The following is a 25,251-nucleotide window of genomic DNA, read 5'->3' on the forward strand; positions in this document are numbered from 1 at the left end:
ACACATGAAAAATCTAATTGCAGTTTTTACGTTGCTCTTTGCTACCGTATCGTGGGCACAGGCGCAGGATAACAAAGCACCGGCAAGTCCTAAAATAACCGCAGAAAGTCCGGATAAGAACATTAAAGTCGTGTATGGCCAGCCTTCCAAAAAAGGCCGGGTTATTTTTGGCGCCGATGGCTCGAACAGCCTTGAGAAGTACGGGAAAGTATGGCGGACAGGGGCCAATGAAGCAACCGAAGTGACGTTTAAAAGCGACGTAATGTTTGGCGGTAAAATGGTCAAAGCAGGTACGTATACACTTTATACCATCCCTGGCGAGAAAGAATGGAGCGTTATTCTGAATAGCACACTGGGCCAATGGGGTGCTTATGACTATGAAAAAATCAAAGGTACCGATGTCGCTACGGTCAAGGTACCGGTTTCGATGACCAAATCACCCATCGAAAAACTGACGATCACCCCGGCTAACAGCAGCATTGCTATTGCCTGGGACAACATGACCGTTTCGGTGCCTGTTATGAAACACGGCTGAGATAACGGCCCCGAGATTAAAAAAACGTTATTTGTTTGATTAAAAAACCCGGTCCGCACAGACTGGGTTTTTTAGTTTTATAACGCCTGAACAGGGTAATACTACTTATTTCGTCTCCTTTCGAACGTAATCAGCCAGATTAGGGTCGTAAATACATTGACCAATGACCGTTTACGAATTAAATCGTTTGTAAGTGGTTAACAAACAAACGTTTATCGCGTTATTTGTAAAACGCTCTAACCGATAGCCGATGATGAAACGCTACTTCCTGTATGTATTACTCGGATTCGCCGTATTGCCTGCCTATGGACAGGGTATTACGGACTACTATCGGTTACCGGAACGCAGCCAGCAATACGACCGGCTACTTACCCGATATGGTGGACCTTACATCAAGAGTCGTTGGTATGCGTCTCTTGATGGGTTTATTCGTACAGACCGGGCTAAGCTCGATAACTCATTCGACGGCCTTATTCAGAGTGACGTAGTGGGTAAGCCAGGCTGGGGAGCGGTTGTCGGCTGGGTCTACCGGGAGCGGTGGGCCGTTGAAGCGGGCTATGCCCGGATGCCAATCCACACACAGGTCTCGGTTATAAATGCCAGTTATCCCCTGATATTTCGGTACAGTAGCAAGCAGAATACGTTTGTCCTGCGCGGAAAACGCCTGATCGTATCAACCAGCAAGCCCTGGTTGCGGTCGGGTTTCTGGTTGAGCGGAGGTATGTGGATCGTGCCGAACAGTGGACAGCAGGAAGGCCGGTTTTCGCTCATCGGTTACCGATATGACGGGCATCGGGAAACGCCGGATACGCTTCGTCTGGCCAGTCAAACCCAGGCCAATGCCAAAATGACTGCTATGGCCGAACTAGGGGCAGAATACAATATTCGGCTCAACAATGCCATCGATCTGGGTTTCTCCGTTCGTAAGTTCTGGGGCCTGAGTAATGCCCTCACCACCGACGTGACGTATGCGGTCAATTACCCAATCATACCAGGCGGAAGCCCCAACGCAGGCAGCCATACATCCGTGCAAAAAGCACAGTTGCTGGGAGACGGTAGCGGCATGAGTTATGGCGTTACCTTACGCTATACGTTCGCTACCCGGCGACAATTGTCCAATGCGCTGGAGGTACACGGGAAAACTCCGCGTATTCGTTGACATTGCACCGTGGCCAAACGCATCAAATAGTCTCTGGAAGCTATAGAAGGGTAGGTCGAGAGCGGCTCGGTTGGCCGTTCCGATTGCCTGCGCGGCTCGGTTCTCTCACCAGCTTGGGTTGGATCGTATGATTATCGATCTGGTAAGATGATGGATACTGGTAACTAGCCCCAATCCTTTGTACATGCCGTCTTCTACAAGCGTGGGTAGTGTGCCAGCCCTACAGGACCACTTGCTGCGGTCAACATTAGTCATTTCATTTTCATCATTAGCAGGAAGATTAACTGAATCCACGAGGATAAACGCTAATTTTCAACGTTGAAGTTAATAACCACCTAACTAACGATTGCTACGTATGAAATGCTTTGCCTGGGGAATGGTATTTACGAGTTTGCTGACCCTTCAGACCGCCTTGGCCGAGGTGCACTTGCCCAATGTTTTCGGCTCGCATATGGTTTTGCAACGCCGAAAACCCGTGCCGGTTTGGGGCTGGGCAGAGGCTGGCGAAAAGGTAACTGTAACCCTTGATAAGCAAACGAAAACGGCTAAAGCTGGCAAAGACGGAAAATGGCGCGTCACTCTCGATGCGATGGAAGCAGGTGGACCTTATCAACTGTTGGTGAAAGGGAAAAGTAATACCATCACGTTTGACGACGTACTGGCTGGTGAAGTGTGGATCTGCTCCGGACAATCGAATATGGAATGGCCGCTGGGGTCAGCCGCTAATGCCAAAACGGAAATTCCGGTGGCGAACTACCCCACCATTCGCCAACTGCTGGTGAAGAAAGACATAAGCTTAACGCCCAAAGACAATATTGAAGGAAGCTGGAGTGTGTGCACGCCCACAACGGCACCTCAGTTTACGGCCGTCGGGTACTTTTTTGCCAAACAACTGCAGAAGGAACTCAATGTCCCGATTGGCCTGATTAACACGTCCTGGGGCGGTACGCATTCTGAAACCTGGACGAGTCGCGAAGCGATGAATCAGCATGAGGAGCTCCGCTTAGTAGCCAGTAAACTGCCCACTACCAGCGAAGAGGTGATTCAGCGCGGAGCCGCCCGTACGCAAGCGTTGATAAAAGCGCAGCAGGGTAGTCTGCCGTCAGCCGCCGACGAGCAGAGTTGGGCGAGTGCTACATTAAACGATAGTGATTGGAAAACCATGAACATGCCCGGCGACTGGGAATGGGGCGGACTACCCACCCTGGATGGAGTCGTCTGGTTCAGGCAGGACATTGTTATCCCGGAAGGAGCCAACAGTCAGAAAATGGTGCTTTACATGGACTCCGTTGCCGACAATGACTCCACCTTTGTGAACGGCCAGTTAATAGGCAGCACAAAAGGCGGGAAGGCCCGCGCTTATGCCGTGCCCGACGGCTTACTGAAACCCGGCCGGAATGAGATTGCGATTCGCGTTACGGATACCGGCGGGAGTGGGGGCCTGATGGGCCGCCCCGAAGAACTAAAACTCGCCAACAGTAGTCTGACTATTCCGCTGGCGGGTAAATGGAAATACCGGGTGGCCAACGTATTTGCCTCGTCGTACAAGCCGGGCCCCAATACCTTCGCTACGCAGTTGTTTAATGCTATGATAAATCCGCTCATACCGTATGCTGTTGCGGGGGCCATCTGGTATCAGGGAGAATCGAATGCAGGGCGGGCCTATCAATATCGCAAAACATTTCCGCTGATGATTCAGGATTGGCGGCAGCATTGGGGCTATGACTTCCCATTTCTGTTTGTGCAGCTGGCCAGCTACAATGCCGCCAATGGCGATAGTCGGCGGGGTAGTACGTGGGCCGAACTCCGCGAAGCCCAGACCCAAACGCTTCAGCTACCTAACACGGGTATGGCGGTTACGTCAGACATTGGAGAGCGAACAGATATTCACCCAAAAAATAAACTGGATGTGGGAAATCGCCTGGCCGCCGAAGCCATGCGGGTGGCCTACCATAAAAGTGCCGAGAATGGTAATGAAGCGTCGCGGGGACCACAGGTCAATAAAATGACCGTTGAGAACGGTCGGGCCATTCTAACATTCTCAAACGTGGGAAGTGGATTGGTGGCAAAGGATAAATATGGTTACCTCAGAGGCTTTGAAGTTGCGGGTGCCGACCAGAAATTTTATTACGCCAAAGCCGAGATCAAAGGAAATTCGGTCATCGTTCACGCTGATTCGGTAGCAACACCGGTCGCCGTTCGGTACGGGTGGGCCGACGATAATGGCGACGTGAATTTGTACAATCAGGAAAACTTTCCGGCCATACCCTTTCGTACAGATACGTGGAAAGGGATAACCGAAGCCGCCAAGTTTGGCGAACAGTGATGTATGGCTTTAACTGAAAAAACGGACCAGGTATAGACTGAGAGTGAGTCTATACCTGGTCCGTTTTTTTTAGCAACGTACTCGTGCTATTTAGGCAGTTATATGTCTCCAGTCAGCGCACTATCTTATGAATGATTAGTGTATTCGGGACCACGCTACTGACCGGAGAGTTCGTGCGGTTATGGATCAGTTTTTACTTTCCTGTTTCCGCATGGGCATGCTGTCTATTGTCTGGAAGAGATCTTTAGCGGCAACAGGTTTTGCATAGGTTTGTTTGATGCCGCCGTCTTTTCCAATCAGCCAGGCCGCAAAGCCATCGGATGGGTTCAGTTTGAAGTCATGCATAAGAAACTGGCGGTCGGGTTCCATCACCAACGACGCTACGAGCACGATCACGTCTAAATCGCGTTCGGCCAAACCGTCTCTTACTTCATTCAGCGCTTCCTGCTGTTCAATTGTATAATGCTGTGCATCATCGCGTCCATAAACCAATAACACACGCCGATGATCTTTCTTTTCGGTTAATATCGCTTTGAGCGATTTTTGCTGATTCGCTACACTTTCCATAGTAAGGGTAAATCCCATAAGGAGGATTGTCAAAGATATCAACCAAAAGCGTCTCATAGTGTTTTCTGTCATGCAGCCGCAAGGCCGGTTTGTATATAAACTAATGGACTACTTTCGGGCTTCCTGTTTACAGATCCTCCAGTCGTTCCAGCATTAAAATCGAGCCTTGCGGAACGATAACGTACCGCTCACCCTCGTAGTCCAGCTCAATGGCATTGCGTTGCAGGTAAAGAGCCACATCCCCTTCCTGCGCCTGCAAGGGCATGTACTTAACTTTCTCTTCGGTTTCTTTCCAGGGCTCCTCATCGGCCGCTGCCGGGATCGGGTAGCCGGGACCTACTTTAATAACGTATCCTGACTGAACCTGTTCTTTTTCCTGCACCGTTGGCGGTAAGTACAAGCCACTGTTGGTCCGGTCAGCGGGGTCTTTCGGTTTAATCAAGACCCGGTCGCCTACAACAATCAGGCGTTTCAGTTTATTATCGGCGGTAATTCCAAGCATTGGTGTAAGTCGTTAATCTGTTGTCGTCAGCGATTCGTCAAAAATCGGGCAAGTTTGGCGTGTAAGCCAAAATGGCAGTCGGGTCGCGTAAGAGCCATTCGTTACGGCACCGGATCATAGCCATGACCGCCCCACGGATGACAGCGGCCAATTCGTTTGAGTCCCAGCCAACCGCCCCGCAAAGCGCCGTATTTACGAATAGCCTCTACCGTATATTGAGAACAGGTGGGCGTGTAGCGGCAGGCATTGGGAAAGTAGGGTGACACAATGGCCTGGTATCCCCGAACGAGCCCAATTAAAATTAACTTCATCATAAACCGCTAAACACGAAAACGGCCAAAAACTTTCCCGCAATTCCTATCTTTGCTCAATATCGGTAATCGGTTTTGTGTTTGGGGTTATGGCAGGCTAAAGCATGACGTGCTGGCACCGATCCGATTCTCACAACCGTAAAACCGTAAATCTGAAACTTATTTCTTATATGCTTCAATACGTTATTTGGGAAGTTAATCCCGAAATTTTTCACATCGGCTCGTTCTCGGTGCGGTGGTATGGCCTGCTGTTCGCGCTGGGTTTCCTGATTGGCATGCAGATAATGAGCTATATTTTCAAAAAAGAACATAAACCCGTTGCCGATACCGATAGCCTGCTTATTTACATGGTTGTGTCGACGATAGTGGGTGCCCGGCTCGGTCATTTTTTGTTTTATGAGCCGGAAGTACTGCTTCATCATCCGCTAACGGTTATCACACCGCCTTTTGCGGGGTTGGCCAGCCACGGCGCTACCATTGGCATTTTGATCGGCTTGTGGCTGTATTCCCGTCGGAAAGAAAGCCGGCTGACCAATCAGACATTTCTGTGGGTAACGGATCGCATTGTCATCGTGGTTGCCCTGGCAGGTGCCTGTATTCGCTTCGGTAACCTGATGAACTCCGAAATTGTCGGCCGTCCCACGGATGTGCCCTGGGCGTTTGTCTTCATGAATAACAGTGAATATGCCAAAATTCCTCGTCACCCGGCCCAACTGTATGAGTCGCTTTCCTGCCTGGTTCTGTTTTTTATTCTGTTGTGGTTCTGGAATCGTGCGAAAGAAAGAACACCACGTGGAAGTATGCTGGGAATTTTCCTGATCTGGATTTTTGGTCTGCGGTTCTTTTATGAATACCTGAAAGAAAATCAGGTTCCGTTTGAAGACAGTTTACCCCTGAACGTCGGGCAAATCCTGAGTATTCCAGCCGTGTTGATGGGCGTCTATTTTCTGGTACGCAGTTACCGGACACCCGTTACATTGACCGCATCGGAGCAATCAAGAGCAGTCGAATCCTAGCCACTTACCCGTTTCCTACACAGGTTAGCGGAAGATATAGGCTTCCGTAAAAATTCCTGTAGGGAACGGTAAATGGTATTGAAAATGGTAATGTGGCCCATAAAAAGACGGGAAGCCGGAAAATGCTGTATTTTTGAAGGTAGCTTACCTCAATCATACACTTCATTCGGTGAGCCCGTCTTTTTTTATGTCACGTCAATTTTTGTCCGCCCTGTTGGCGGGTTTGGTCGCTTGTAGTGCGCAGGCGCAGGTCCCCGGCCGTCAACTGCACTGGTCTGCTGATGGCAATGCGCTGGCCACGGTAGAACAGGGGCAAATCGTCAAAACGGATATTCGAACCGGTCGAAAAACAACGCTTTTACCCAACAGTCAACTGCGCCGACCCGGCACGGATCAGCCTATGGCCGTCGCTGATTTTGCCTTCACCACCGACAGCGCCAACGTTCTGATTTTTACGAACACCGCGCGTGTCTGGCGGTACAACACCAAAGGCGATTATTACCTGATCAATCGGGCGAGTGGGCAGGCCCGGCAACTGGGCCAGTCGGATAGTAGCAAGCGCCCTTCCCAGTCATTGATGTACGCCAAACTATCGCCGGATGGGCGTAGCGTCGCCTACGTGAGTGAGCATAACCTGTTCGTTGAGGATGTCGCCACGGGTAAAATTACCCAGCTTACAACGGATGGAACGCGCAAACGCATTAACGGCACTTTCGACTGGGCCTACGAAGAGGAGTTCGGTTGCCGGGATGGCTTTCGCTGGAGTCCCGATAGTAAGCAGATTGCCTACTGGCAGGTAGACGCCACTAAGATTCGGGATTATCTGATGCTGAACACCACCGACTCGATCTATTCGCATGTGGTGCCGGTAGAATACCCGAAAGTGGGAGAAAGTCCATCGCCAACCCGGATCGGGGTGGTTTCCGTGTCGGGTAGCCGGGATGCCGTACCACCAACGACCTGGCTCAGTATCCCCGGCGACTCACAGCAGCATTACCTGATCCGGTTGGAGTGGCTTCCTGCTGGCGGGAGTGTAATTGTACAACAACTGAATCGGAAGCAAAACGAGAGCAAACTCTTCATTTGCAATACGGCAACTCAATCCATCAATCCAATTTATACCGAAACCGACAAAGCCTGGATCGATGGGAAAGCCCGCTGGAGCCGCGACGATCCGAGCGGCTGGGAGTGGCTGGAGAATGGGAAATCCTTTATTTGGGTATCGGAAAAAGACGGTTGGCGGCATTTGTACCGGGTTGGTGTGGACGGTAAAAAAGAGATCAATCTAACGCCGGGGTCGTACGATATTGCCACAATCAGTCATATTGATGAGCCTACCAATCAAATCTATTTTATTGCCTCGCCCGACAATACCAACCAGCGGTATCTGTACCGTACGCGGTTGGACGGGAAAGGCAAAGCCGAGCGCATAACGCCGGCCGGGCAGGATGGTACGCACGGCTATACCCTGTCGCCGAATGGCCGGTTTGCCCAGCATACCTTTACCAATTACCAGACGCTCCCATCGCGTGAGTGGGTGAGCCTTCCCGATCATAAAGCCGTCAATGAATCGGAGAGCATTGCTGCCCGAACAAAGCCCGTCGCCAAATCGAACGTCAGCTTCTTTAAGCTCACGACCGAAGACGGTATAGCGCTCGACGGCTGGATGGCGAAACCTACAGATTTCGACAGCACGAAGAAATACCCGATTGTTTTTTATGTGTACGGCGAACCGGCTGGAAGTACCGTAAATGATGACTTTTCCATCGGGCAAAACCGTCTGTTTCAGGGTGGTATGGATAAGGCGGGGTATATTTATGTAGCACTCGATAACCGCGGCACGCCCAACCTGAAGGGGGCAGCCTGGCGCAAGTCGATTTATCGGCAGATTGGCCGGATCAACATCCGCGATCAGGCAATGGGTGCCCGGAAATTATTTTCCCAACATGCCTACATCGATACCAGCCGGGTGGCCGTTTGGGGCTGGAGCGGGGGCGGGTCGACGACGCTGCATCTGCTGTTTCAGTATCCGGATATTTACAAAACGGGCATTGCGATTGCCGCCGTTGGTAACCAGTTATTTTACGACAACATCTACCAGGAACGTTATATGGGGCTCCCGCAGGAAAACCGGGAGGATTTCGTAGCGGGCTCGCCAATCACGTACGCCAAGAACCTGAAAGGTAATTTGCTCTATATTCACGGCACTGGCGACGATAATGTGCATTATGACAATGCCGAAGTGCTGATCAACGAATTGGTCAAGTATAATAAGCAATTTCAGGTGATGCCGTATCCGAATCGTTCGCACGGTATCAGTGAGGGGCCGGGAACATCGCTACACCTGCAAACGCTCTATACGAATTACCTGCTGAACCATTGCCCGCCGGGCCCACGCTAACCGCCAGCTGCATTCATGAATCGACTCCTGTCTTTAGTTTTACTGCTGGCGATGCCCGTTCTGGCTCAGGCACAGAAATACGAATTTACGCACGACGATACCCTGCGCGGGTCGATTACGCCCGAACGGGCGTGGTGGGATCTGACCTTTTATCACCTGACCGTTCGCGTGCAGCCGACCGATAGCACATTGAGCGGCTCAACCCTCATTCGCTACCGAGTACTTAAACCCGGCCAGACGTTACAGGTCGATCTGCAGCGTCCGTTACGGGTACTGCGCGTAGAACAGGACGGTAAACCGCTTGCCGTCCGGCAGGATGGCAATGCCTATTTCGTAACCTTAACGAAGCCACAAAAGCCCGGACAGACTGAGGCTGTAACGGTGCAGTATGCCGGGAAACCGCGCGTGGCAAAACGGCCACCCTGGGATGGAGGACTCGTGTGGTCGCGGGATAAAAGCGGAAACTGGTTTATTGCCACCGCCTGTCAGGGTTTAGGTGCCAGTGCCTGGTGGCCCTGTAAAGACCATATGTACGACGAACCGGACTCGATGGCCATCAGCGTGACTGTTCCGGAAGACCTGATGGATGTCTCGAATGGTCGGTTGCGCCGGGTGACGACGAATCCCGATCACACCCGCACCTTCGACTGGTATGTCGTTAACCCGATCAATAACTACGGCGTCAACCTAAACATTGGTCGTTACGAGCATTGGTCGGAGGTGTACAAAGGTGAAAAAGGTCCGCTTTCGCTGAACTATTATGCTTTATCGGACCATGTCGACTCTGCCAGAACACAGTTTAAGCAGGTTCCCAGGATGCTCAAGGCGTTTGAATACTGGTTTGGGCCGTACCCGTTCTACGAAGACGGGTATAAGTTAGTCGAAGCGCCCTATTTAGGTATGGAACACCAGAGTTCAGTAACCTACGGTAACCGTTTCCGAAATGGTTATCTGGGCCGCGATCTTTCCCATACGGGCTGGGGGTTACTCTGGGATTTTATCATCGTTCATGAGTCGGGGCACGAGTGGTTTGCCAACAACATTACCTACAAGGATGTGGCCGATATGTGGATTCATGAGAGTTTTACCAATTACTCAGAATGCCTTTTCACGGAGTACTACTACGGTAAAGAGGCTGGTGCTCAGTACGTAATCGGGTGCCGGGCCAACATCCGGAACGATAGCCCAATTATTGGCATCTACAACGTGAACCACGAAGGGTCAGGAGATATGTATTACAAAGGAGGAAATATGCTGCATACGATCCGGCAATTGGTGGGCAATGATTCAACCTGGCGGCAGGTCCTGCGCGGACTGAATAAAACCTTCTATCACCAGACAGTTACGACCAGCCAGATTGAACAGTACATGAGTCAGCAAACGGGTCTGGCACTAAAGCCCGTATTCGACCAGTATCTGCGAAATACCAAAATTCCGGTACTCGAATATCGTCCGGTGGCTGGTGGGTTTCAATATCGCTGGACCAACTGTGTAACTGGTTTTGCTATGCCGGTCCGTGTGTGCGTTGGCGAATCAGGACCTTATTATTTAGTACAACCAACGGCTCAGTGGAAAACACTGGCGGCAAAAAACGAAACTGTCCTCAGCGTCGATGCTAATTATTACGTACTCAGCAAACGGGCGGACTAACGGCCTCTAACGCTTAATCAAAAGATTGGCTGGACGACAGCGGAAAAATGTACCTTATCGGCGGTTATTCATTTAAGCCATCCTCAGTTTCATAACGACTATGCAAACAAACTTAACCCTGCTTTGGGCTGGATTACTGTCAGCCATGCTGCTTGCCGGATGCGGAGGCAACAAAGACGAAGCGAAGAAAGACGACGAGTCCGTATCGACCCTGGGGGCGGTATCGGCCATAAAGGAGATGGCTGCCCAGGCCGAAGAAATGCAGAAAAAGGGCCCCGTCGAAACCGTTGATTTTCGATCGTTGAAGGAATTGCTGCCCGCCGACGCCGATGGGTTGCCCCGCAAAGAAGCAACCGGTGAAAAAGAAGGAACGGCTGGCTTTACTATATCAACGGCAACGGGTAAATACGCCAATGCAGAAGATACCGAACGTATCGAACTCTCGATCATTGACGGAGGAGGTTCCGCCATGATGATGGGGCTAGCGGCCTGGTCGATGCTGGAAGTGGATAAAGAAACAGGCGACGGGTACGAAAAGACCAGTAAAATCGGCGAAAATAAATCCTACGAGAAGTATGACAACGGCGACAAAAACGGCGAAGTGGCTGTGTTGGTCAAGAAACGGTTTGTTGTGTCGGCCAAAGGTCAGGGTGTGAGCATGGACAAAATCAAAGCCGCGCTAAACGATATAAATCTGGATAAGCTGAACAGTTTGAGTAAGTAAATGATGTCTCATAGATACCCTTAGGCAAAAGGGTTTTTTGTCATCCCGACGACAGGAGGGATCTTTGGTAAACTGGAAATTTAATTACACCCAAAGATCCCTCCTATCGTCGGGATGACAAAAGGTGCATTTCAAAGGTTTGATTATTAGGGTTTTAATTCAGCGTGTAGCTATTGTTTCTGCTGCTTACTCGAACTGCGTATAAAGCGATTTTCGATCAATCTTATCCGGAAGGGGGCCTTGCCGGGTTAGTTTCATCTTGGCTAATGCCGCGCCAACGTGGGCACAATTGCCTGGAGCATATCCGTCCAGATAGGCCGTCAGGAAGCCGGCCCAGTAGGCGTCACCAGCTCCCGTAACATCGACAACATCAATCTTTTTGCCCGGTATTCGCGCCTGTTTAGCGCCGTTATCATACGAGACCAGACTACCGTTGGGGCCAAGGGTTAAGCAGATAAGCGTAGCCCCCATCTGGTGAAAATCGCCCAGAATGCGTTCCGGCGTTTGGGTTTCGCCATAAAGCCGTTCGGCATCATCTTCGCTGATTTTTACCAGGGCACCCGCTGCGCAGTAATCGCGCAAAACGCGCCATGCCTGTTGGCGGTCGGGCCATATGCTTGGTGCGTAATTGGTATCGATGGTAACCTGACAACCAGCAGCCTGCGCCCGCCTGGCTGCATCTACAATCGTATCCTGCGCTGGTTGTCGGCTCAGGGCAAAGCAGGTTGTGTGGAAGAGCTGAACCTGGGCTAGTAATGAATCGGGTAGTTGCTCCGGCTTGATCTGGCAATCGGCATGGCGGTAGGCGACAAAGTCGGGTGTACCCGCTGTACGCGAAACCAAGACGATACTGCTTGGCTCCCAAGGGTCGGAAGTAATGAACTGGGTATCCACCCCTGATTCGGCAATTTGTCTGGTCAGGTAAGTGCCAATATTATCGTTGCCAACACAGGCTACCAATGCAGTCGGGTTCCCTAATCGAGCCATGTTCGAGGCCATATTCGCCGGACTACCCCCCTGGTATCGACGAAAATCCTGTGCGTCGAGCAAACTGTTCGATACGTGGTGGCCAATCAGATCAGCTAATAATTCGCCGACAGAAAGGAGGGCGTAGGGGCGCGGTGGTGTTGTCATGTCTAAACTTTCTTCTGACGGATAAAGCGTTTGCGTGGACAGAAAAATCCAGCATATGAGTTGATCAGAAGGCCAAAGAAAGGAAAAAGTTCACTATTAATTCCCACCCGGCTCAATCGGGAAAGCCGCTTCTTCACTTTGCTTCGTTTCTTTTACCAGAAAACAGGCACCGGCCGCCAGCAAGAGACAGACACCGGCCAGCGCAAGTGCGTTACGAGGGTCGCTCTTTAGTAAGGTTGGGTAAAAGAGTTGCACCGTCAGGTTGTTGACAATCTGCGGCACCACGATAAAGCCATTGAAAATGCCCATATAAACACCCATTCGCTCGGCGGGTACGGAACTGGAAAGCAGCACATAGGGCATAGACAAAATCGAGCCCCACGCCAGGCCGACCATTGTCATGCCGATAAAAAAGGCGTACTTATCATTCGACAGCAGCATAGACAAAAAGCCTAGTCCACCAATGGTCAAAAAAACGGCGTGCGTAGCCCGGCGACCGATCCGGCCGGCAATGGCGGGCAGGAAAAACGAAATGGTAAAGCAGCCCACATTAAACATGGCAAAGCAAATATTGCCCCATTCGGTACCTTCCTGAAAACCCGGTGACTCGGGCGTGGGCGCATTGAAGGCATGACGGGCGACGGCCAACGTCAGATACTGCCACATCAGCGGCAGGGCAAACCAGGTAAAGAATTTGACCCACCACAGCTGCTTCATGGTAGACGGCATTTCTTTGAGGGCCTGAAAAATTTCCGCAAATGCCCCGCCAACACCCCGGCTCTCCGTTTTGACGCGTTTGAAGGCTTCCAGGTCTTCGGGAGGATACTCATCCGTCGTGTAGATTGTCCATATAACGGCAAGTAATACAGCCAGGCCACCAATATAGAAAGGATACTTAATGCTATTGGGAATAACACCGGCCGCTACGACAGCCGTTGTTGTGAGGCCCAGAAGCCGGAAAATAGTTGGCATCAGGTTGGCCATGGTTTGGCCGAACCCGACGAAAAAACTTTGTACCGCAAACCCTAAATCGCGTTGCTGATCATTAAGTTTGTCGCCAATAAACGCCCGGAACGGCTCCTGGGTGATGTTCAGGCCCGTGTCCAGAATCCACATCAAACTGGCCGCCATCCACAGCGCCGATGAGTTGGGCATTAAAAACAACGCCAAACTGGTAACGAGCGCGCCAATCAGAAAAAACGGTTTCCGGCGACCCCATCGTTTAGACCAGGTGCGGTCACTGATCGAGCCAATGATTGGCTGAACGATCAGGCCGGTTATTGGACCGGCCAGCCATAGGATCGGGATATTAGCCTCATCGGCCTGCAAGTACCGGAAAATGGGACTCATGTTAGCCTGTTGCAAACCAAACCCGTACTGTATGCCCAAAAAGCCGAAGCTCATGTTCCAGATTTGCCAGAAACTTAGATTGGGCTTACTAGTGGCAGAGGGTTTCTTGCTATTTCCAGTTTGCATGGATTGTCGTATATTTAACAGGCGGGGCGTTCTCAAGAATAGTCAACAATAATACGTACTGATTTGCAGGATACGGAGATATACTTATCTTATTTTTTCGAAAAGACGTACTTTTGAGCATGATTCCGAAAAGGTGGCCGCTCCTAATTACGGTACTTGTATTTTTTAGTCTTCCTTCTTTTTCAGCCTCTGCTGCTGAATCGGCCGACTCGACTCAAAAAGTCTCTGTTCGATCCATTATCCTCAAAGGAAATTACCGCACCCGTGATCGAATTATCCTTCGGGAGATGACTCTTCATATGGGCGACACTGTTCGGCTGGGCGATCTGCCGGGGCGGGTAGCCTGGGATCAGCGTAACATTAACAATACGACTCTTTTTATTACGGTGGATATGACCACCCGGATTACCTCGCCGGTTGATTCAACGCAGTTCGCCCAGGTCGATCTAACCATTACGATGAAGGAACGATGGTACTTCATTGCGTACCCTGTCTTTGACCTGGCTGACCGTAATTTCAATGAATGGTGGTATGACCGGGGCCACGATTTTCGTCGGGTTATTTATGGGGGGCACCTGAGTTACCGCAACGTGACGGGTAACAACGACCGGCTTCAGGTTGTCATTGAACGGGGATTTTTACAGCGAACGATACTTTCCTACTCGAAACCCTACATCGATCTGGCCCAGAAAATCGGCCTGCGCGTTGATGTAGGCTACATCACCAACAAGGAAATTCCCTACCGCACCCAATTCGATAAGTGGGTTTATGTGAAGTCGGAAAATGTGCTTCGCGAGCGGGCTTATGCCGCCGTGACGCTTACGCACCGGCGGGGGCTCTACCATTACCATACCTTCGATACCCGGTATACCCGAAATACCATTGCCGATACCATTGCCCGGCTCAACCCGGATTATTTTCTGGATGGCCGAACGGAGCAGCATTTTCTGTCGGCCTCCTATAACTACCGGTACGATCGGCGCGATAATGTCGTCTATCCACTACAGGGTACCCTGGTTTCGGCAGGCATCGGCGTATCGGGATTATTACCAAAAGACGACTTTCATTTTCTGGATCTATCCGCATCGGCTACGCGCTACTGGTCATTGGGCGGACGCTTTTACCTGGCCGGTAACCTACGCGCCCGTTCTACCTGGCCCACCCGGCAGCCTTATTTTAACCTGCGGGGATTGGGAAGCTCGGCGGATATGGTACGTGGCTATGAGCTTTATGTCGTTGACGGGCAACGGACCTTCATCTGGCGTAACAGCCTGCGCTATCAGCTTTTCAATGTTCGTAAGCAGCTCAACTGGCTTCATGTACGGCAATTCAATACTGTGCCTATTTCGGCTTATCTGACGGTCTTCGGCGATACGGGCTATGTTAGCAGTTCCTACGCTGAGCAGTACCAGAGCCGGTTGGCCAATAAACTGCTTGCCGGTACGGGGATGAGTCTGGATGTCGTATCGTTTTATAACCTGGTTATGCGGTTTAGTGGTACGATCAATGCTCAGGGTAAGGCTGGCTTCTTTTTCAACCTGGCGCAGGAACTGTAAGTGAGCCGCTTGTTGAGCGATACGGATGAGCTGTCACTATATTGCCGCCTGATACGCTTTCATGCTTGGTTAGAATACCGTTGTTCGTTTTAAAAGCTTCACCACCAGGACTGATCATGGCCAATACCGTTCCCAAAAAAGAAGCCTCGAAGAAGCCTTCCTCCAGTTTGCTGAGCCTGCTTAAACCCTATACCCGGCTGATTCTATTGCTGATTTTGTTTGCGCTAATCAGCAATGGCATCAATCTGGTACTACCCATGCTGATTTCGCATGGCATCGACGACTACTCGGCCGGAAAGTTTGTGCTGAGAACGATGGTCGTTGAGTTTCTGGTGGCCGCGTTCCTGATTTTTATCTTCACCTACCTGCAGAGTATTATCCAGACCTACGCTTCCGAACGCGTGGCGCGCGACTTACGCACCCAATTAGCGGCCAAAATCTCCCGCCAGAGCTTTACCTACATTCAGCACACAAATCCATCCCGGTTATTGACCAACCTGACTTCGGATATCGATTCGGTCAAGATGTTTGTCTCGCAGGCAATCGTCTCCCTTGTTTCGTCACTTTGCATCATTTTGGGGGCCAGCGTTTTACTGATAAGCATCAACGGATTACTGGCGCTGGCTGTGCTAACCATTGTCCCCATTATCGGCATCACCTTTTACCTTGTCCTGAAGAAAGTCCGGGTTTTGTTCAAGCGAAGCCGGGAAGTGATCGACCGGCTCAACAAAGTCATTAATGAGAGCATTTTGGGTTCAGCTATTATTCGGGTGCTTAACTCGCAGCAGCTTGAATACGACAAGTTTCTGGCGGCCAACACCGATGCCAAAGACTTGGGACTGGCCATTTTGCGGTTGTTCGCCGGGCTTATTCCCGTTATCAGTTTCACGGCTAACATGGCGGCCTTAACCATTCTGGTGCTGGGCGGCCACTTTGTTATTACGGGCAGTATGTCGCTGGGAGATTTTGCTGCGTTCAACAGCTATCTGGCGCTGCTCATTTTTCCCATTATCGTTATTGGATTTATGAGTAACGTTATTGCTCAGGCATCGGCGTCCTACGAGCGGGTGAATGAGGTGTTACAGGCGCCAGAAACAAGGCAAACGGGAACAATCGATGGTTTCTTAAACGGGGCCATCGACGTCCGGAACGTATCGGTTTATTATGGCGAAAAGCCCGCCCTGAAAAACGTTTCCTTCACCGTTGAAGCGGGTAGCCGAACGGCTATTGTAGGGCCTACGGCTGCGGGTAAGAGCCAGCTTCTGTTTCTGTTGACGGGATTGATCAAGGCAGACGCCGGTAGCGTAAACTACGATGGCGAACCCATTGCCAGTTACGACGAAGAAGCCTTCCATCAGCAGGTTGGGTTCGTCTTTCAGGATAGCGTTATCTTTAACTTAAGCATTCGCGAAAATATCGCCTTTACGGATACGGTAACGGATGAATCGTTGAATAAGGCCATTGATACGGCCGAATTGCGGGGCTTTGTGGATACGTTGCCGGATAAACTTCAGACCATTGTTTCGGAACGCGGAGGCAGTCTGTCGGGTGGTCAGAAGCAGCGCATTATGCTGGCCCGTGCCCTGGCCCTCAACCCGAAGGTATTGCTTCTGGACGATTTTACGGCGCGCGTGGATACCAGCACCGAGCAGAAAATACTGGCCAACGTGCAGCAGAATTACCCGAATCTGACGCTGCTTTCGGTAACTCAGAAAATCGCACCCGTCGAAGATTACGACCAGATTATTTTGCTTATGGAAGGGGAAGTGGTTGCCAAAGGAACCCACCCGGACCTGATGAAAACGAGTCCCGAATACGTTCAGATTTATCAATCCCAACGCAGCACGAGCCAGTATGAATTACGATCTTAACCAGGCCGCGGGGCAGAAAGAAGAAAAAAATGCCACCTACAAAGCACTTCGAAAATTACTGGCACTCATCAACGACGAACAGCGAATATTGATACTGGCCTTCGTCGCTATTCTGGTCAATTCGTCGTTGACGCTGGTCGGCCCCATGCTGATTGGCTATACCATCGACAAGTACGTTCAGACAAAGCAGTACGATGGTGTGTTGCGTAATGCCGGTATTTTGCTGGGGATTTATGCCATCGCGTTCGTTACCAACTACGTACAGACCCGCCTGATGGGGGGTGTTGGGCAGCGAACACTTTTTAAACTTCGGAATGCGGTATTCAATAAGTTACAGGAATTACCGGTTGCGTTCTTCAACCAAAATAAAGCGGGCGACTTGATTTCACGTATTAACAACGATACGGATAAACTGAATCAGTTTTTTTCGCAGTCGCTGATGCAATTCTTGGGCAGTATTTTTATCATGACCGGTGCCGGGTTGTTTCTGCTATTCATTAATCTGCCACTGGGCGCTGCGGCCCTGTCACCCGCTATTTTGATGTGGGCCTTCACAAAGGCAACATCCGCCTGGGTGAAGCGAATGAACGCGGCTAATCTGAAAAGCGTGGGTAACCTAAGCGCCGAAATTCAGGAGAGTCTGAACAATTTCAAGGTCATCATTGCCTTTAACCGACGGGATTATTTCCGAAAACGGTTTGACGAAGTTAACCAGCAAAGTTACCGGACATCGATCGGCGCTGGTCTGGCAAACAACGTGTTCACGCCCGTAATTGGTCTGGCAGCTAACTTCGGCCAGTTGATTGTGCTGGCTTTTGGCATCTACTTAATTTCAACTGGTCACTTTACGATTGGTTTGCTGATCAGCTTTCTGTCGTACGTCACTAACTTTTACAATCCGCTTCGGCAACTGGCCGCTTTGTGGGCTAACTTTCAGGTAGCACTGGCGGGCTGGGATCGCATTTCGCATATGCTGGCCTTGCAAACCGACCTGACTACGGTTGAAAACCCATTGACGACCGCTTCTACGGCGCTCTTGTCGTTTCAGCATGTATCGTTCAGCTACCCGGATGGAACAGAGGTACTCCACGATATAAATTTTGATCTGGCCATGGGCAAGACTTACGCACTGGTTGGCCCAACCGGGGGCGGAAAAACGACAACTGCGTCACTGATCGCTCGATTGTATGACCCAACCAGCGGTACGGTTCTGCTGGCTGGGAAAGATATTCGGTCATACAGTCCCCAGGAACGGACACGTAAGATCGGCTTTATTCTTCAAGAGCCGTTTCTATTCACAGGCAGCGTTCGGGATAATATTCTGTACGGAAATGAAGCCTACCAAAACTACTCCAATGAGCAACTGGCCAACGTCATCCGGGAGGCCAATCTGGATGGTTTACTGGAACGGTTTGATGAGGGGCTTGATACAAACGTTCAGACAAATGGCGACAGCATTAGTTTGGGTCAAAAACAACTCATCGCCTTTATGCGGGCGGTTCTTCGTGATCCGGATTTGTTGATCCTCGATGAAGCGACGGCCAATATCGACACGGTTACGGAGCAATTGCTGGACGAAATCCTGCAGAAACTACCGGCAAAAACAACGCGTATTATTATTGCCCACCGATTGAACACCATTGAACGTGCGGATGAAATATTTTTTATCAACTCAGGCCAGGTAACGCAGGCGGGTTCGCTCAACGATGCGGTTGGTATGCTGCTGGATGGAAAGCGGGTAAGCTAAACGAAGTAAAAGTTAGCCGCCAAACGTACCTTTGCGGATAGATTGACGCTCGAAAATATATGAAACAAATAGCTCTACTAACCCTAGTAATAGTACTCGCTTATTCTCAGCAGGCTTGTCGTGGCCGTCAGCAGACCAGTTCGCAATCGGCTGATTCATCCACTGTCGCATCCAATACGGAGACTGCATCGGCCCCCGCCATCACCGGGCATTTGGCCGAACTGGGCCTGACGTCTACAAGTCACTGGCATGGTATTAATCTGGGAGACGATTTTTCGAAAGTGAAAGCCACCGAAAAAGGGGAGCCATTCGAGAGTGATGCCGATCATATTGGCTACACACTTGAACTGACAAACCTGGAATCGGCCGACGTTCTATACTACCAATCCGCTAAGAAAGTATCGGCCATTAACGTCGATTTGTTTCTGAACAGCCGTCAGTCAGTCACTACGTACCAGAAGGAATTGAGTAGTTATTTTTCAAGTCGCTACGGTTCGCCCAAACCCAGCATGGGCGGCACAGGATGGACAGGGCCGAAAGGCGAAACCGTTTTGTTAAAAGACGTATCGAAGGGGAAAGATTTCGGTTTGACGATCAAGATGGCTCCATCAAAAGGGGCAACCACTGCTTCCGTTAAATAACAGCTAGTCGATTCGTCTTCCTGTATAAAATGCAAAAGCCCCAACCAAACGGTTGGGGCTTTTGCATGAATGTTACGTTACGCTATACCTGATGCATCCAGCCAAAGGTGTCCTCTACTTTACCGGTGCGCAGGTCGGATAAATAATCCTTGATGCGAACGGCGAAGGATTCTTCGGGTGCGAATTCGGGAAGCATGTAATCTTTCCCATTATACCCGATGAGCGAATAAGGGGAGGAGCCGACCGCTGTACCAGCTCCGAAGGCTTCGGTTAATCGGCCCGTTTCAATGGCCCCAATGACTTCGTCGATGGAGACAAGGCGTTCTTCAACCTCGATTCCCCAGCTACGGGCAATTTTCAGAATCGAATCGCGGGTAACGCCCTTCAGAATCGAATCAGACGTGGCAGGGGTCACCAACTTTCCATCGATCATAAACATGATGTTCATCGTGCCCGATTCCTCAATGTATTTATGCTCGCGGGCATCCGTCCAGATCAACTGGTCGTAGCCTTGTTGCTGAGCCAGCATGGTTGGATACAACGAACCGCCATAGTTCCCTGCACATTTGGCATAGCCAACGCCACCGGGTGCCGAGCGAATGTATTCCGTCTCGACTTTAAGTTTTGGTGGGTTTGTATAATATGCCCCTACCGGACAGGTGAAAATGCAGAAACGGTACGTTTTCGAAGGCGCTACACCCAGGAACGTATCCGTCGCAAACATATATGGACGTACATACAGGGAGCTGTCGGGCGTACCCGGAACCCAGTCGGCATCTACGCGCAGCAGCGCTTCAAGGCCGCCGATGAATACCTCTTCGGGTAGCGTAGCCATACACATACGGCGGGCCGACTCGTTCATCCGCTCGAAATTTGCGTAAGGACGGAACAGGAATATTTCATTAGCCTCATTTTTGAACGCTTTCATACCTTCAAAAATAGACTGACCATAGTGCAGCGACGACAGAGCAGGGCTTAGCGTAAAATTGTCAAACGGCACAATCATCTGATTCTGCCATTGACCGTCTATAAAATCGGCCACAAACATGTGATCCGAGAAATGTTTTCCGAAAGGCAGGTGATTGAAATCTACCTCCTGAATGCGAGAGCGCTCCGCTTTTCGCAATTCAATTTGTAATACGTCCGTCGTCATAACAGCTTATAGTTAATACGTTAGCCCGATTGTGAACCAGCAGTGGCAAAGCTAAAAATTTAGATTGAGTAAGTTAGTTGTCAAGACAACTTTTTTTTCTTCGTTATTTTTCGTTCCTTGAAAAGACATAGGAACCGTTAAGTTCTCGGTTGCCAGGTTACTTCATCCGCGTTCAACTCCTGCGCCATTTTGCGGCTTAAAACGAAGAGGTAATCCGACAGACGATTTATATACTGCAAAACTAACTCGTCGACGCCGGTGCTGCCTTGCGCTGTGGTATTGTTGAGGGCAATGATCAGGCGTTCGGCCCGGCGGCAAACCGTTCGGGCCAGGTGGCAGAACGACACGGCCTGGTGACCGCCGGGCAAAACAAAAGCTCGTAATTCAGGCAGTTCGGCATCCATCGTATCCATCGCATCTTCCAGCAACCGTACATCATCCGGTGAAATGGCAGGCATAGCCCGTTTAGGGGCTTTTTCGGGATCAGTGGCCAGTTCAGCTCCAACGGTAAACAAGCGATCCTGGATCTCTTTCAACAGTTCTTTACGCTCAATGTTGACTGGCTGATCGCGAACCAGACCAATCCACGAATTAAGCTCATCTACTGTGCCATAGGCATCGATTCGTAAATCGGCTTTGCTTACCCGACGGCCACCAATTAAAGCTGTTTGCCCCTTATCACCCGTTTTTGTGTAAATCTTCATAGTATACCGTAAACCAAAATGCTCAACAAATGGCTAAGCTAACGGATTTACCGCGTTCGAGCCTTACCTTTGCGCCCTGATTTGAATCGCCAATGGTTATAGCTAACCAAATCGTACGGAGTGAAGAGCTGTAGCAACGGCTCAATTATTCATTCCACTGTAGTGCGGGCGGCCCGTGCCGTCCGATTTCGTTTATTTACATGAAAGTAGGTACTTTTTTCGTCCGTGTCTGGCGCATCGTGTCCATCGCCGGATTCCTATTCGCGCTGTTCAGCAGTTATATTTCGTATCCTGATGCGGTTGCTGTTCGCTTCGATGAGCTGAATCACCCTATTCAGACACTCGACCGGGAGGTTATTTTTTATCTGGCAATCGGTATTTTTATACTTACTAATACGATACTTAATCTGATTGCCCGGCTGTTCCTTAAAGTTCCGACGGCCCAACTGCCCATACCGAACCATGCCGTTTGGGCGGCTAATCGCCCTCAGTTAAATAAAGTCTTTACAAACTGGTTCAATGCGCTGATGGCTGCTGTCAATACGATTCTGGGCCTGGGTTTGTTGGTACTGTCGTTCCTCAACCGGTCTGATCGCCCCATTCGGTCTATTGAATATGCTTGGCTATTGCCGCTCAGTACAGCCATCATTATTGTGGTGCTGGTTTCGTTGCCCGTTCGTTTGTCCATGAAACCCGGTGACGATGACTGAACGGAATGAATTATGGCTGAGTCAGTTCCAATATGATCTTCCCGACGATCGTATTGCCCGGTTTCCACTGGCCCAGCGTGATGCATCGAAACTGCTCGTTTATCAGGGCGGTCGGATCAGCCATCAACAGTTTTCAGACTTGCCGGATTTATTGCCAGATGATAGTTTTCTGGTTTTTAACAATACCAAAGTTATTCCGGCGCGGTTGCACTTTACCAAGCCAACGGGAGCCATTATTGAATTATTTCTACTGAGTCCCTTTCCCGCCGAGCAGCCAATATCGCTGACGATGGAAGCTACTGGCTCGGCAATCTGGCAGGGCATGATTGGCAATCGCAAGCGCTGGCGGCCGAACGAGACGCTGGAAGCCATTCTATCGACACCCCTGGGCGACGTTACGCTAACCGCTGCCTGGTACGACTACGATCAATCGACCATTCGGCTTAGCTGGCAACCGGCAGAATTCACCTTCGCGCAGATCGTTCAGTATGCCGGAGAAATCCCGTTGCCACCTTACCTCAAACGCGATGCAACCGACGCTGACCGAGATACGTATCAAACGATTTATTCAAAGCAGGAGGGCGCCGTAGCCGCTCCTACTGCCGGACTCCATTTCACGCCCGCCATATTCGACGCCATCAGCAAGCGGGGAATTGGCTACGATTACCTGACGTTGCACGTGGGAGCGGGTACGTTCCAGCCCATCAAAACGGACGACGTGCGGCAACACCATATGCACACGGAGCAGGTCGTTTACACCGAGCTAATGATTCGACACTTGCTCGACCACCTGGATACGATCATTGCGGTAGGAACAACATCCATGCGGGCGCTGGAAAGTTTGTACTGGATGGGAACCAAACTGATTCGAAAGGAAACGGATCCATTCCGGCTCGACCAGCAATATGCTTACCAGATTCCGGTAGCTCAGCAGCCAAGCGTAGCGGATTCGCTGCATGCCGTTCTGGCTTATCTGAAGGATATGCATTCGGAATCTGTTGTCGCGCAGACGGGTATCTACATCACACCGGGCTATCGAGTTAAATTGTGTAGAGGCATTGTCACAAATTTCCATCAGCCCGGCTCAACCTTGATTTTGCTGATTGCAACCCTGATTGGTGGTGACTGGAAGCGAGTTTATACCGAAGCACTCGAAAACGAGTATCGTTTTTTGAGCTACGGAGATTCATCCCTGCTTTTGCCATAAACGCTTACTTTTGCGAACTCAAAGAGCGAAACCGGACCGCCAAAGTGGAATGAATGAGTGGTTTTATGCCATCTCATCAAAGCGCTCTTTCACTCATTCGCTCTTTCACTCTTTATAAACATGAATTTCATTGACGAACTCCGCTGGCGTGGTATGTTGAACGACATGACGCCCGGCACTGAAGAACAACTTCAGAAAGAAATGACGGCAGGCTACATAGGCTTTGATCCCACGGCAGCATCGCTCCATATCGGCAATCTGGCGACGGTTATGTTGCTGGTTCACCTTCAGCGGGCGGGTCATAAGCCTTTCGCTCTGGTTGGAGGAGCCACCGGGATGATTGGCGATCCATCGGGTAAAGCTTCCGAACGTGAATTTCTGTCGGAGGAAACTCTGCGACGCAATCAGGAAGGCATTCGTCAGCAACTAACCAGGTTTCTCGACTTCGATTGCGGAGCCAACTCCGCCGAAATGGTTAATAACTACGACTGGTTTAAGGAAATCTCGTTCCTCGGTTTTTTGCGGGAGGCCGGTAAGCACATTAGCGTCAATTATATGATGGCTAAGGATTCGGTAAAAAAGCGGCTCGAAACGGGCATTTCGTTTACGGAGTTCTCGTATCAATTATTACAGGGGTATGATTTCTACTGGCTTTACAAGAACAAGCAGGTACGCTTGCAGATGGGCGGCTCCGACCAGTGGGGCAATATAACAACCGGAACGGAACTGATCCGCCGTAAAGAAGGCCGGGAAGAATACCAGGCGTTTGCATTAACGACTCCGTTGGTCACTAAAGCTGATGGAACGAAGTTTGGTAAGTCTGAAAGCGGTAACGTTTGGCTGGACCCAGCGCTGACCTCCCCTTATCAGTTCTACCAATTCTGGCTAAACACCACTGATGCGGACTGTCCTCGTCTGATTCGAGTGTTCACACTTCTGTCCAAAGATGAAATTGATGAACTGGAGCGTGAGCATGCCGAAGCACCCCATCTCCGCATTTTACAGAAAGCCATTGCTAAGGAAGTAACGATCCGAATCCATTCTCAGGCAGGTTATGATTTAGCCGTAAAAGCGTCGGAAGTGCTATTTGGGAAAGCTACACTGGATACGTTACGGTCTATTCAGATCAATGAATTCGACATCATTTTTGACGGCGTACCACAAACGGAGATATCAGCTGAAGAGCTAGCCAATAGCAAAGACATTACTGACTTGTTATCCGTGGCTAGTCGAGGAGAAGTATATGCATCGAAGGGAGAAGCCCGTCGGGCAATAACGCAAAATGCAGTTAGTATCAATAAGAGTAAGGTAACCGATCCGGCTGCATCGGTTGATTTGGAATGGCTTCAGGAACGTTATTTACTAGTATCGAAGGGCAAGAAAAACCACCTGCTGAAAAAAGTTTAAACATTTTTCGAGCTGTAACTCGCTGAGGTTAGGGGCGTTGCCAAATAATGTTTGGCGTAGCCCCTAACTATTTTCTGAGCAGGTCTTGACAAGCGCCCCAAAAGCCCCTACCTTTGCACTCCCAAACATCGGGAATGAGTCGAAAACAAAAGCGAAAGCCTCTGATAGCCAGCTCATTACGTGCAACCCACTGAAAATCAATCGCAAAATTTATTTTCAGTTTTACTTGACAAAACAAAAACAGTCTCGTACCTTTGCACTCCCAAACAATACAGGAACTTGATCAATTAGCGGTAACACGCTTCTGGTCAGGCAGTTACAAGGAAAAAGAAGAAAAAAGAATTAAAAACATTTTTCACTTTTTGCTTGACAATCGGGAAATAAGGCGTACCTTTGCACTCCCAAACAACGAGACACGATTTAACTCGCTTAGATCTCTTCTCAACCACGCTTC

At 50.2% G+C, this 25,251-nt stretch carries 21 protein-coding genes; 14 read left to right on the top strand and 7 right to left on the bottom strand.

The genetic code is table 11. From position 1 onward, the window contains the following. Positions 1 to 4 precede the first annotated feature (4 nt). From ACYU8Y_RS26070 to ACYU8Y_RS26080, 3 genes are all read left to right on the top strand, one after another. A complete protein-coding gene (locus tag ACYU8Y_RS26070) occupies positions 5 to 535 on the top strand; it encodes a DUF2911 domain-containing protein (RefSeq protein WP_460941107.1) in 531 nt (176 codons plus the stop codon). 250 nt (positions 536 to 785) lie between these two features. Continuing rightward, positions 786 to 1,694: a hypothetical protein gene (locus ACYU8Y_RS26075; RefSeq protein WP_460941108.1), complete on the top strand. Its 909-nt coding sequence runs from the start codon at positions 786 to 788 to the stop codon at positions 1,692 to 1,694. 355 nt (positions 1,695 to 2,049) lie between these two features. After that, the gene (locus ACYU8Y_RS26080) at positions 2,050 to 4,020 is read left to right on the top strand and encodes a sialate O-acetylesterase (protein ID WP_460941109.1); all 1,971 of its coding nucleotides are present in this window, start codon (positions 2,050 to 2,052) and stop codon (positions 4,018 to 4,020) included. A 186-nt stretch (positions 4,021 to 4,206) separates the two neighbouring features. Here the strand turns inward: ACYU8Y_RS26080 and ACYU8Y_RS26085 are convergent, their stop codons facing one another. The 3 genes from ACYU8Y_RS26085 to yidD form a co-directional block, all read right to left on the bottom strand. Continuing rightward, positions 4,207 to 4,605, bottom strand: a complete 399-nt coding sequence (locus ACYU8Y_RS26085; RefSeq protein ID WP_460941110.1) for a DUF4174 domain-containing protein — start codon at positions 4,603 to 4,605, stop codon at positions 4,207 to 4,209. Between the two features lie 109 nt (positions 4,606 to 4,714). Continuing rightward, positions 4,715 to 5,089 (bottom strand): co-chaperone GroES, encoded by a 375-nt coding sequence (locus ACYU8Y_RS26090; protein ID WP_460941111.1) that lies wholly within the window; start codon positions 5,087 to 5,089, stop codon positions 4,715 to 4,717. Positions 5,090 to 5,190: 101 nt separating this feature from the next. After that, the gene (gene yidD / locus ACYU8Y_RS26095) at positions 5,191 to 5,400 is read right to left on the bottom strand and encodes a membrane protein insertion efficiency factor YidD (RefSeq protein WP_460941219.1); all 210 of its coding nucleotides are present in this window, start codon (positions 5,398 to 5,400) and stop codon (positions 5,191 to 5,193) included. Between the two features lie 170 nt (positions 5,401 to 5,570). On the opposite strand from yidD, the gene lgt reads away from it, so the two are divergent. The 4 genes from lgt to ACYU8Y_RS26115 all read left to right on the top strand — a co-directional run bounded on the left by lgt (position 5,571) and on the right by ACYU8Y_RS26115 (position 11,191). Beyond that, positions 5,571 to 6,416, top strand: a complete 846-nt coding sequence (gene lgt / locus ACYU8Y_RS26100) for a prolipoprotein diacylglyceryl transferase (protein WP_460941112.1) — start codon at positions 5,571 to 5,573, stop codon at positions 6,414 to 6,416. A gap of 187 nt (positions 6,417 to 6,603) precedes the next feature. Beyond that, the gene (locus tag ACYU8Y_RS26105; RefSeq protein ID WP_460941113.1) at positions 6,604 to 8,817 is read left to right on the top strand and encodes a S9 family peptidase; all 2,214 of its coding nucleotides are present in this window, start codon (positions 6,604 to 6,606) and stop codon (positions 8,815 to 8,817) included. Between the two features lie 15 nt (positions 8,818 to 8,832). Next, positions 8,833 to 10,467, top strand: coding sequence for a M1 family metallopeptidase (locus tag ACYU8Y_RS26110; RefSeq protein WP_460941114.1), 1,635 nt, complete (start codon positions 8,833 to 8,835; stop codon positions 10,465 to 10,467). A gap of 100 nt (positions 10,468 to 10,567) precedes the next feature. Further along, complete coding sequence (locus ACYU8Y_RS26115; RefSeq protein WP_460941116.1) at positions 10,568 to 11,191, top strand: transposase; 624 nt, start codon at positions 10,568 to 10,570, stop codon at positions 11,189 to 11,191. Between the two features lie 186 nt (positions 11,192 to 11,377). On the opposite strand, the gene ACYU8Y_RS26120 is transcribed toward ACYU8Y_RS26115, so the two are convergent. Both ACYU8Y_RS26120 and ACYU8Y_RS26125 read right to left on the bottom strand, forming a co-directional pair. Next, complete coding sequence (locus ACYU8Y_RS26120) at positions 11,378 to 12,325, bottom strand: carbohydrate kinase family protein (protein WP_460941117.1); 948 nt, start codon at positions 12,323 to 12,325, stop codon at positions 11,378 to 11,380. 96 nt (positions 12,326 to 12,421) lie between these two features. Further along, on the bottom strand, positions 12,422 to 13,801 hold the full coding sequence (locus ACYU8Y_RS26125; RefSeq protein WP_460941118.1) for an MFS transporter: 1,380 nt from the start codon (positions 13,799 to 13,801) through the stop codon (positions 12,422 to 12,424). A 119-nt stretch (positions 13,802 to 13,920) separates the two neighbouring features. Here ACYU8Y_RS26125 and ACYU8Y_RS26130 point away from each other — a divergent pair, with 119 nt between their 5' ends. The 4 genes from ACYU8Y_RS26130 (at position 13,921) to ACYU8Y_RS26145 (ending at position 19,616) form a co-directional block, all read left to right on the top strand. Next, complete coding sequence (locus ACYU8Y_RS26130) at positions 13,921 to 15,357, top strand: BamA/TamA family outer membrane protein (protein ID WP_460941120.1); 1,437 nt, start codon at positions 13,921 to 13,923, stop codon at positions 15,355 to 15,357. Between the two features lie 116 nt (positions 15,358 to 15,473). Next, the gene (locus tag ACYU8Y_RS26135) at positions 15,474 to 17,228 is read left to right on the top strand and encodes an ABC transporter ATP-binding protein (RefSeq protein ID WP_460941121.1); all 1,755 of its coding nucleotides are present in this window, start codon (positions 15,474 to 15,476) and stop codon (positions 17,226 to 17,228) included. After that, positions 17,212 to 18,975, top strand: a complete 1,764-nt coding sequence (locus tag ACYU8Y_RS26140) for an ABC transporter ATP-binding protein (protein ID WP_460941122.1) — start codon at positions 17,212 to 17,214, stop codon at positions 18,973 to 18,975. The genes ACYU8Y_RS26135 and ACYU8Y_RS26140 overlap by 17 nt, the downstream gene beginning before the upstream one ends. A gap of 59 nt (positions 18,976 to 19,034) precedes the next feature. Then, positions 19,035 to 19,616, top strand: a complete 582-nt coding sequence (locus ACYU8Y_RS26145) for a hypothetical protein (RefSeq protein WP_460941123.1) — start codon at positions 19,035 to 19,037, stop codon at positions 19,614 to 19,616. A gap of 82 nt (positions 19,617 to 19,698) precedes the next feature. On the opposite strand, the gene ACYU8Y_RS26150 is transcribed toward ACYU8Y_RS26145, so the two are convergent. Together ACYU8Y_RS26150 and ACYU8Y_RS26155 are read right to left on the bottom strand one after the other, a co-directional pair. Continuing rightward, positions 19,699 to 20,769, bottom strand: coding sequence for a branched-chain amino acid aminotransferase (locus ACYU8Y_RS26150; RefSeq protein ID WP_460941124.1), 1,071 nt, complete (start codon positions 20,767 to 20,769; stop codon positions 19,699 to 19,701). Positions 20,770 to 20,906: 137 nt separating this feature from the next. Beyond that, positions 20,907 to 21,473 (bottom strand): cob(I)yrinic acid a,c-diamide adenosyltransferase, encoded by a 567-nt coding sequence (locus ACYU8Y_RS26155; RefSeq protein ID WP_460941126.1) that lies wholly within the window; start codon positions 21,471 to 21,473, stop codon positions 20,907 to 20,909. A 200-nt stretch (positions 21,474 to 21,673) separates the two neighbouring features. Between ACYU8Y_RS26155 and ACYU8Y_RS26160 the strand changes: the two genes are divergently transcribed. The 3 genes from ACYU8Y_RS26160 (at position 21,674) to tyrS (ending at position 24,797) form a co-directional block, all read left to right on the top strand. Continuing rightward, on the top strand, positions 21,674 to 22,183 hold the full coding sequence (locus ACYU8Y_RS26160) for a hypothetical protein (protein WP_460941128.1): 510 nt from the start codon (positions 21,674 to 21,676) through the stop codon (positions 22,181 to 22,183). Further along, on the top strand, positions 22,176 to 23,390 hold the full coding sequence (locus tag ACYU8Y_RS26165) for an S-adenosylmethionine:tRNA ribosyltransferase-isomerase (protein WP_460941130.1): 1,215 nt from the start codon (positions 22,176 to 22,178) through the stop codon (positions 23,388 to 23,390). Before ACYU8Y_RS26160 ends, ACYU8Y_RS26165 begins: the two co-directional genes overlap by 8 nt. A 120-nt stretch (positions 23,391 to 23,510) precedes the next feature. Further along, a complete protein-coding gene (gene tyrS / locus ACYU8Y_RS26170; RefSeq protein ID WP_460941132.1) occupies positions 23,511 to 24,797 on the top strand; it encodes a tyrosine--tRNA ligase in 1,287 nt (428 codons plus the stop codon). Positions 24,798 to 25,251 lie beyond the last annotated feature (454 nt).

The sequence above is a fragment of the Spirosoma humi genome, from assembly GCF_054776575.1.

What these genes read in the sequence shown, in the direction of transcription:
- ACYU8Y_RS26070 (WP_460941107.1), top strand. Translation starts at nt 5, where the DNA reads ATGAAAAATCTAATTGCAGTTTTTACGTTGCTCTTTGCTACCGTATCG.
- ACYU8Y_RS26075 (WP_460941108.1), top strand. Translation starts at nt 786, where the DNA reads ATGATGAAACGCTACTTCCTGTATGTATTACTCGGATTCGCCGTATTG.
- ACYU8Y_RS26080 (WP_460941109.1), top strand. Translation starts at nt 2,050, where the DNA reads ATGAAATGCTTTGCCTGGGGAATGGTATTTACGAGTTTGCTGACCCTT.
- ACYU8Y_RS26085 (WP_460941110.1), bottom strand. Translation starts at nt 4,605, where the DNA reads ATGGGATTTACCCTTACTATGGAAAGTGTAGCGAATCAGCAAAAATCG.
- ACYU8Y_RS26090 (WP_460941111.1), bottom strand. Translation starts at nt 5,089, where the DNA reads ATGCTTGGAATTACCGCCGATAATAAACTGAAACGCCTGATTGTTGTA.
- yidD (WP_460941219.1), bottom strand. Translation starts at nt 5,400, where the DNA reads ATGAAGTTAATTTTAATTGGGCTCGTTCGGGGATACCAGGCCATTGTG.
- lgt (WP_460941112.1), top strand. Translation starts at nt 5,571, where the DNA reads ATGCTTCAATACGTTATTTGGGAAGTTAATCCCGAAATTTTTCACATC.
- ACYU8Y_RS26105 (WP_460941113.1), top strand. Translation starts at nt 6,604, where the DNA reads ATGTCACGTCAATTTTTGTCCGCCCTGTTGGCGGGTTTGGTCGCTTGT.
- ACYU8Y_RS26110 (WP_460941114.1), top strand. Translation starts at nt 8,833, where the DNA reads ATGAATCGACTCCTGTCTTTAGTTTTACTGCTGGCGATGCCCGTTCTG.
- ACYU8Y_RS26115 (WP_460941116.1), top strand. Translation starts at nt 10,568, where the DNA reads ATGCAAACAAACTTAACCCTGCTTTGGGCTGGATTACTGTCAGCCATG.
- ACYU8Y_RS26120 (WP_460941117.1), bottom strand. Translation starts at nt 12,325, where the DNA reads ATGACAACACCACCGCGCCCCTACGCCCTCCTTTCTGTCGGCGAATTA.
- ACYU8Y_RS26125 (WP_460941118.1), bottom strand. Translation starts at nt 13,801, where the DNA reads ATGCAAACTGGAAATAGCAAGAAACCCTCTGCCACTAGTAAGCCCAAT.
- ACYU8Y_RS26130 (WP_460941120.1), top strand. Translation starts at nt 13,921, where the DNA reads ATGATTCCGAAAAGGTGGCCGCTCCTAATTACGGTACTTGTATTTTTT.
- ACYU8Y_RS26135 (WP_460941121.1), top strand. Translation starts at nt 15,474, where the DNA reads ATGGCCAATACCGTTCCCAAAAAAGAAGCCTCGAAGAAGCCTTCCTCC.
- ACYU8Y_RS26140 (WP_460941122.1), top strand. Translation starts at nt 17,212, where the DNA reads ATGAATTACGATCTTAACCAGGCCGCGGGGCAGAAAGAAGAAAAAAAT.
- ACYU8Y_RS26145 (WP_460941123.1), top strand. Translation starts at nt 19,035, where the DNA reads ATGAAACAAATAGCTCTACTAACCCTAGTAATAGTACTCGCTTATTCT.
- ACYU8Y_RS26150 (WP_460941124.1), bottom strand. Translation starts at nt 20,769, where the DNA reads ATGACGACGGACGTATTACAAATTGAATTGCGAAAAGCGGAGCGCTCT.
- ACYU8Y_RS26155 (WP_460941126.1), bottom strand. Translation starts at nt 21,473, where the DNA reads ATGAAGATTTACACAAAAACGGGTGATAAGGGGCAAACAGCTTTAATT.
- ACYU8Y_RS26160 (WP_460941128.1), top strand. Translation starts at nt 21,674, where the DNA reads ATGAAAGTAGGTACTTTTTTCGTCCGTGTCTGGCGCATCGTGTCCATC.
- ACYU8Y_RS26165 (WP_460941130.1), top strand. Translation starts at nt 22,176, where the DNA reads ATGACTGAACGGAATGAATTATGGCTGAGTCAGTTCCAATATGATCTT.
- tyrS (WP_460941132.1), top strand. Translation starts at nt 23,511, where the DNA reads ATGAATTTCATTGACGAACTCCGCTGGCGTGGTATGTTGAACGACATG.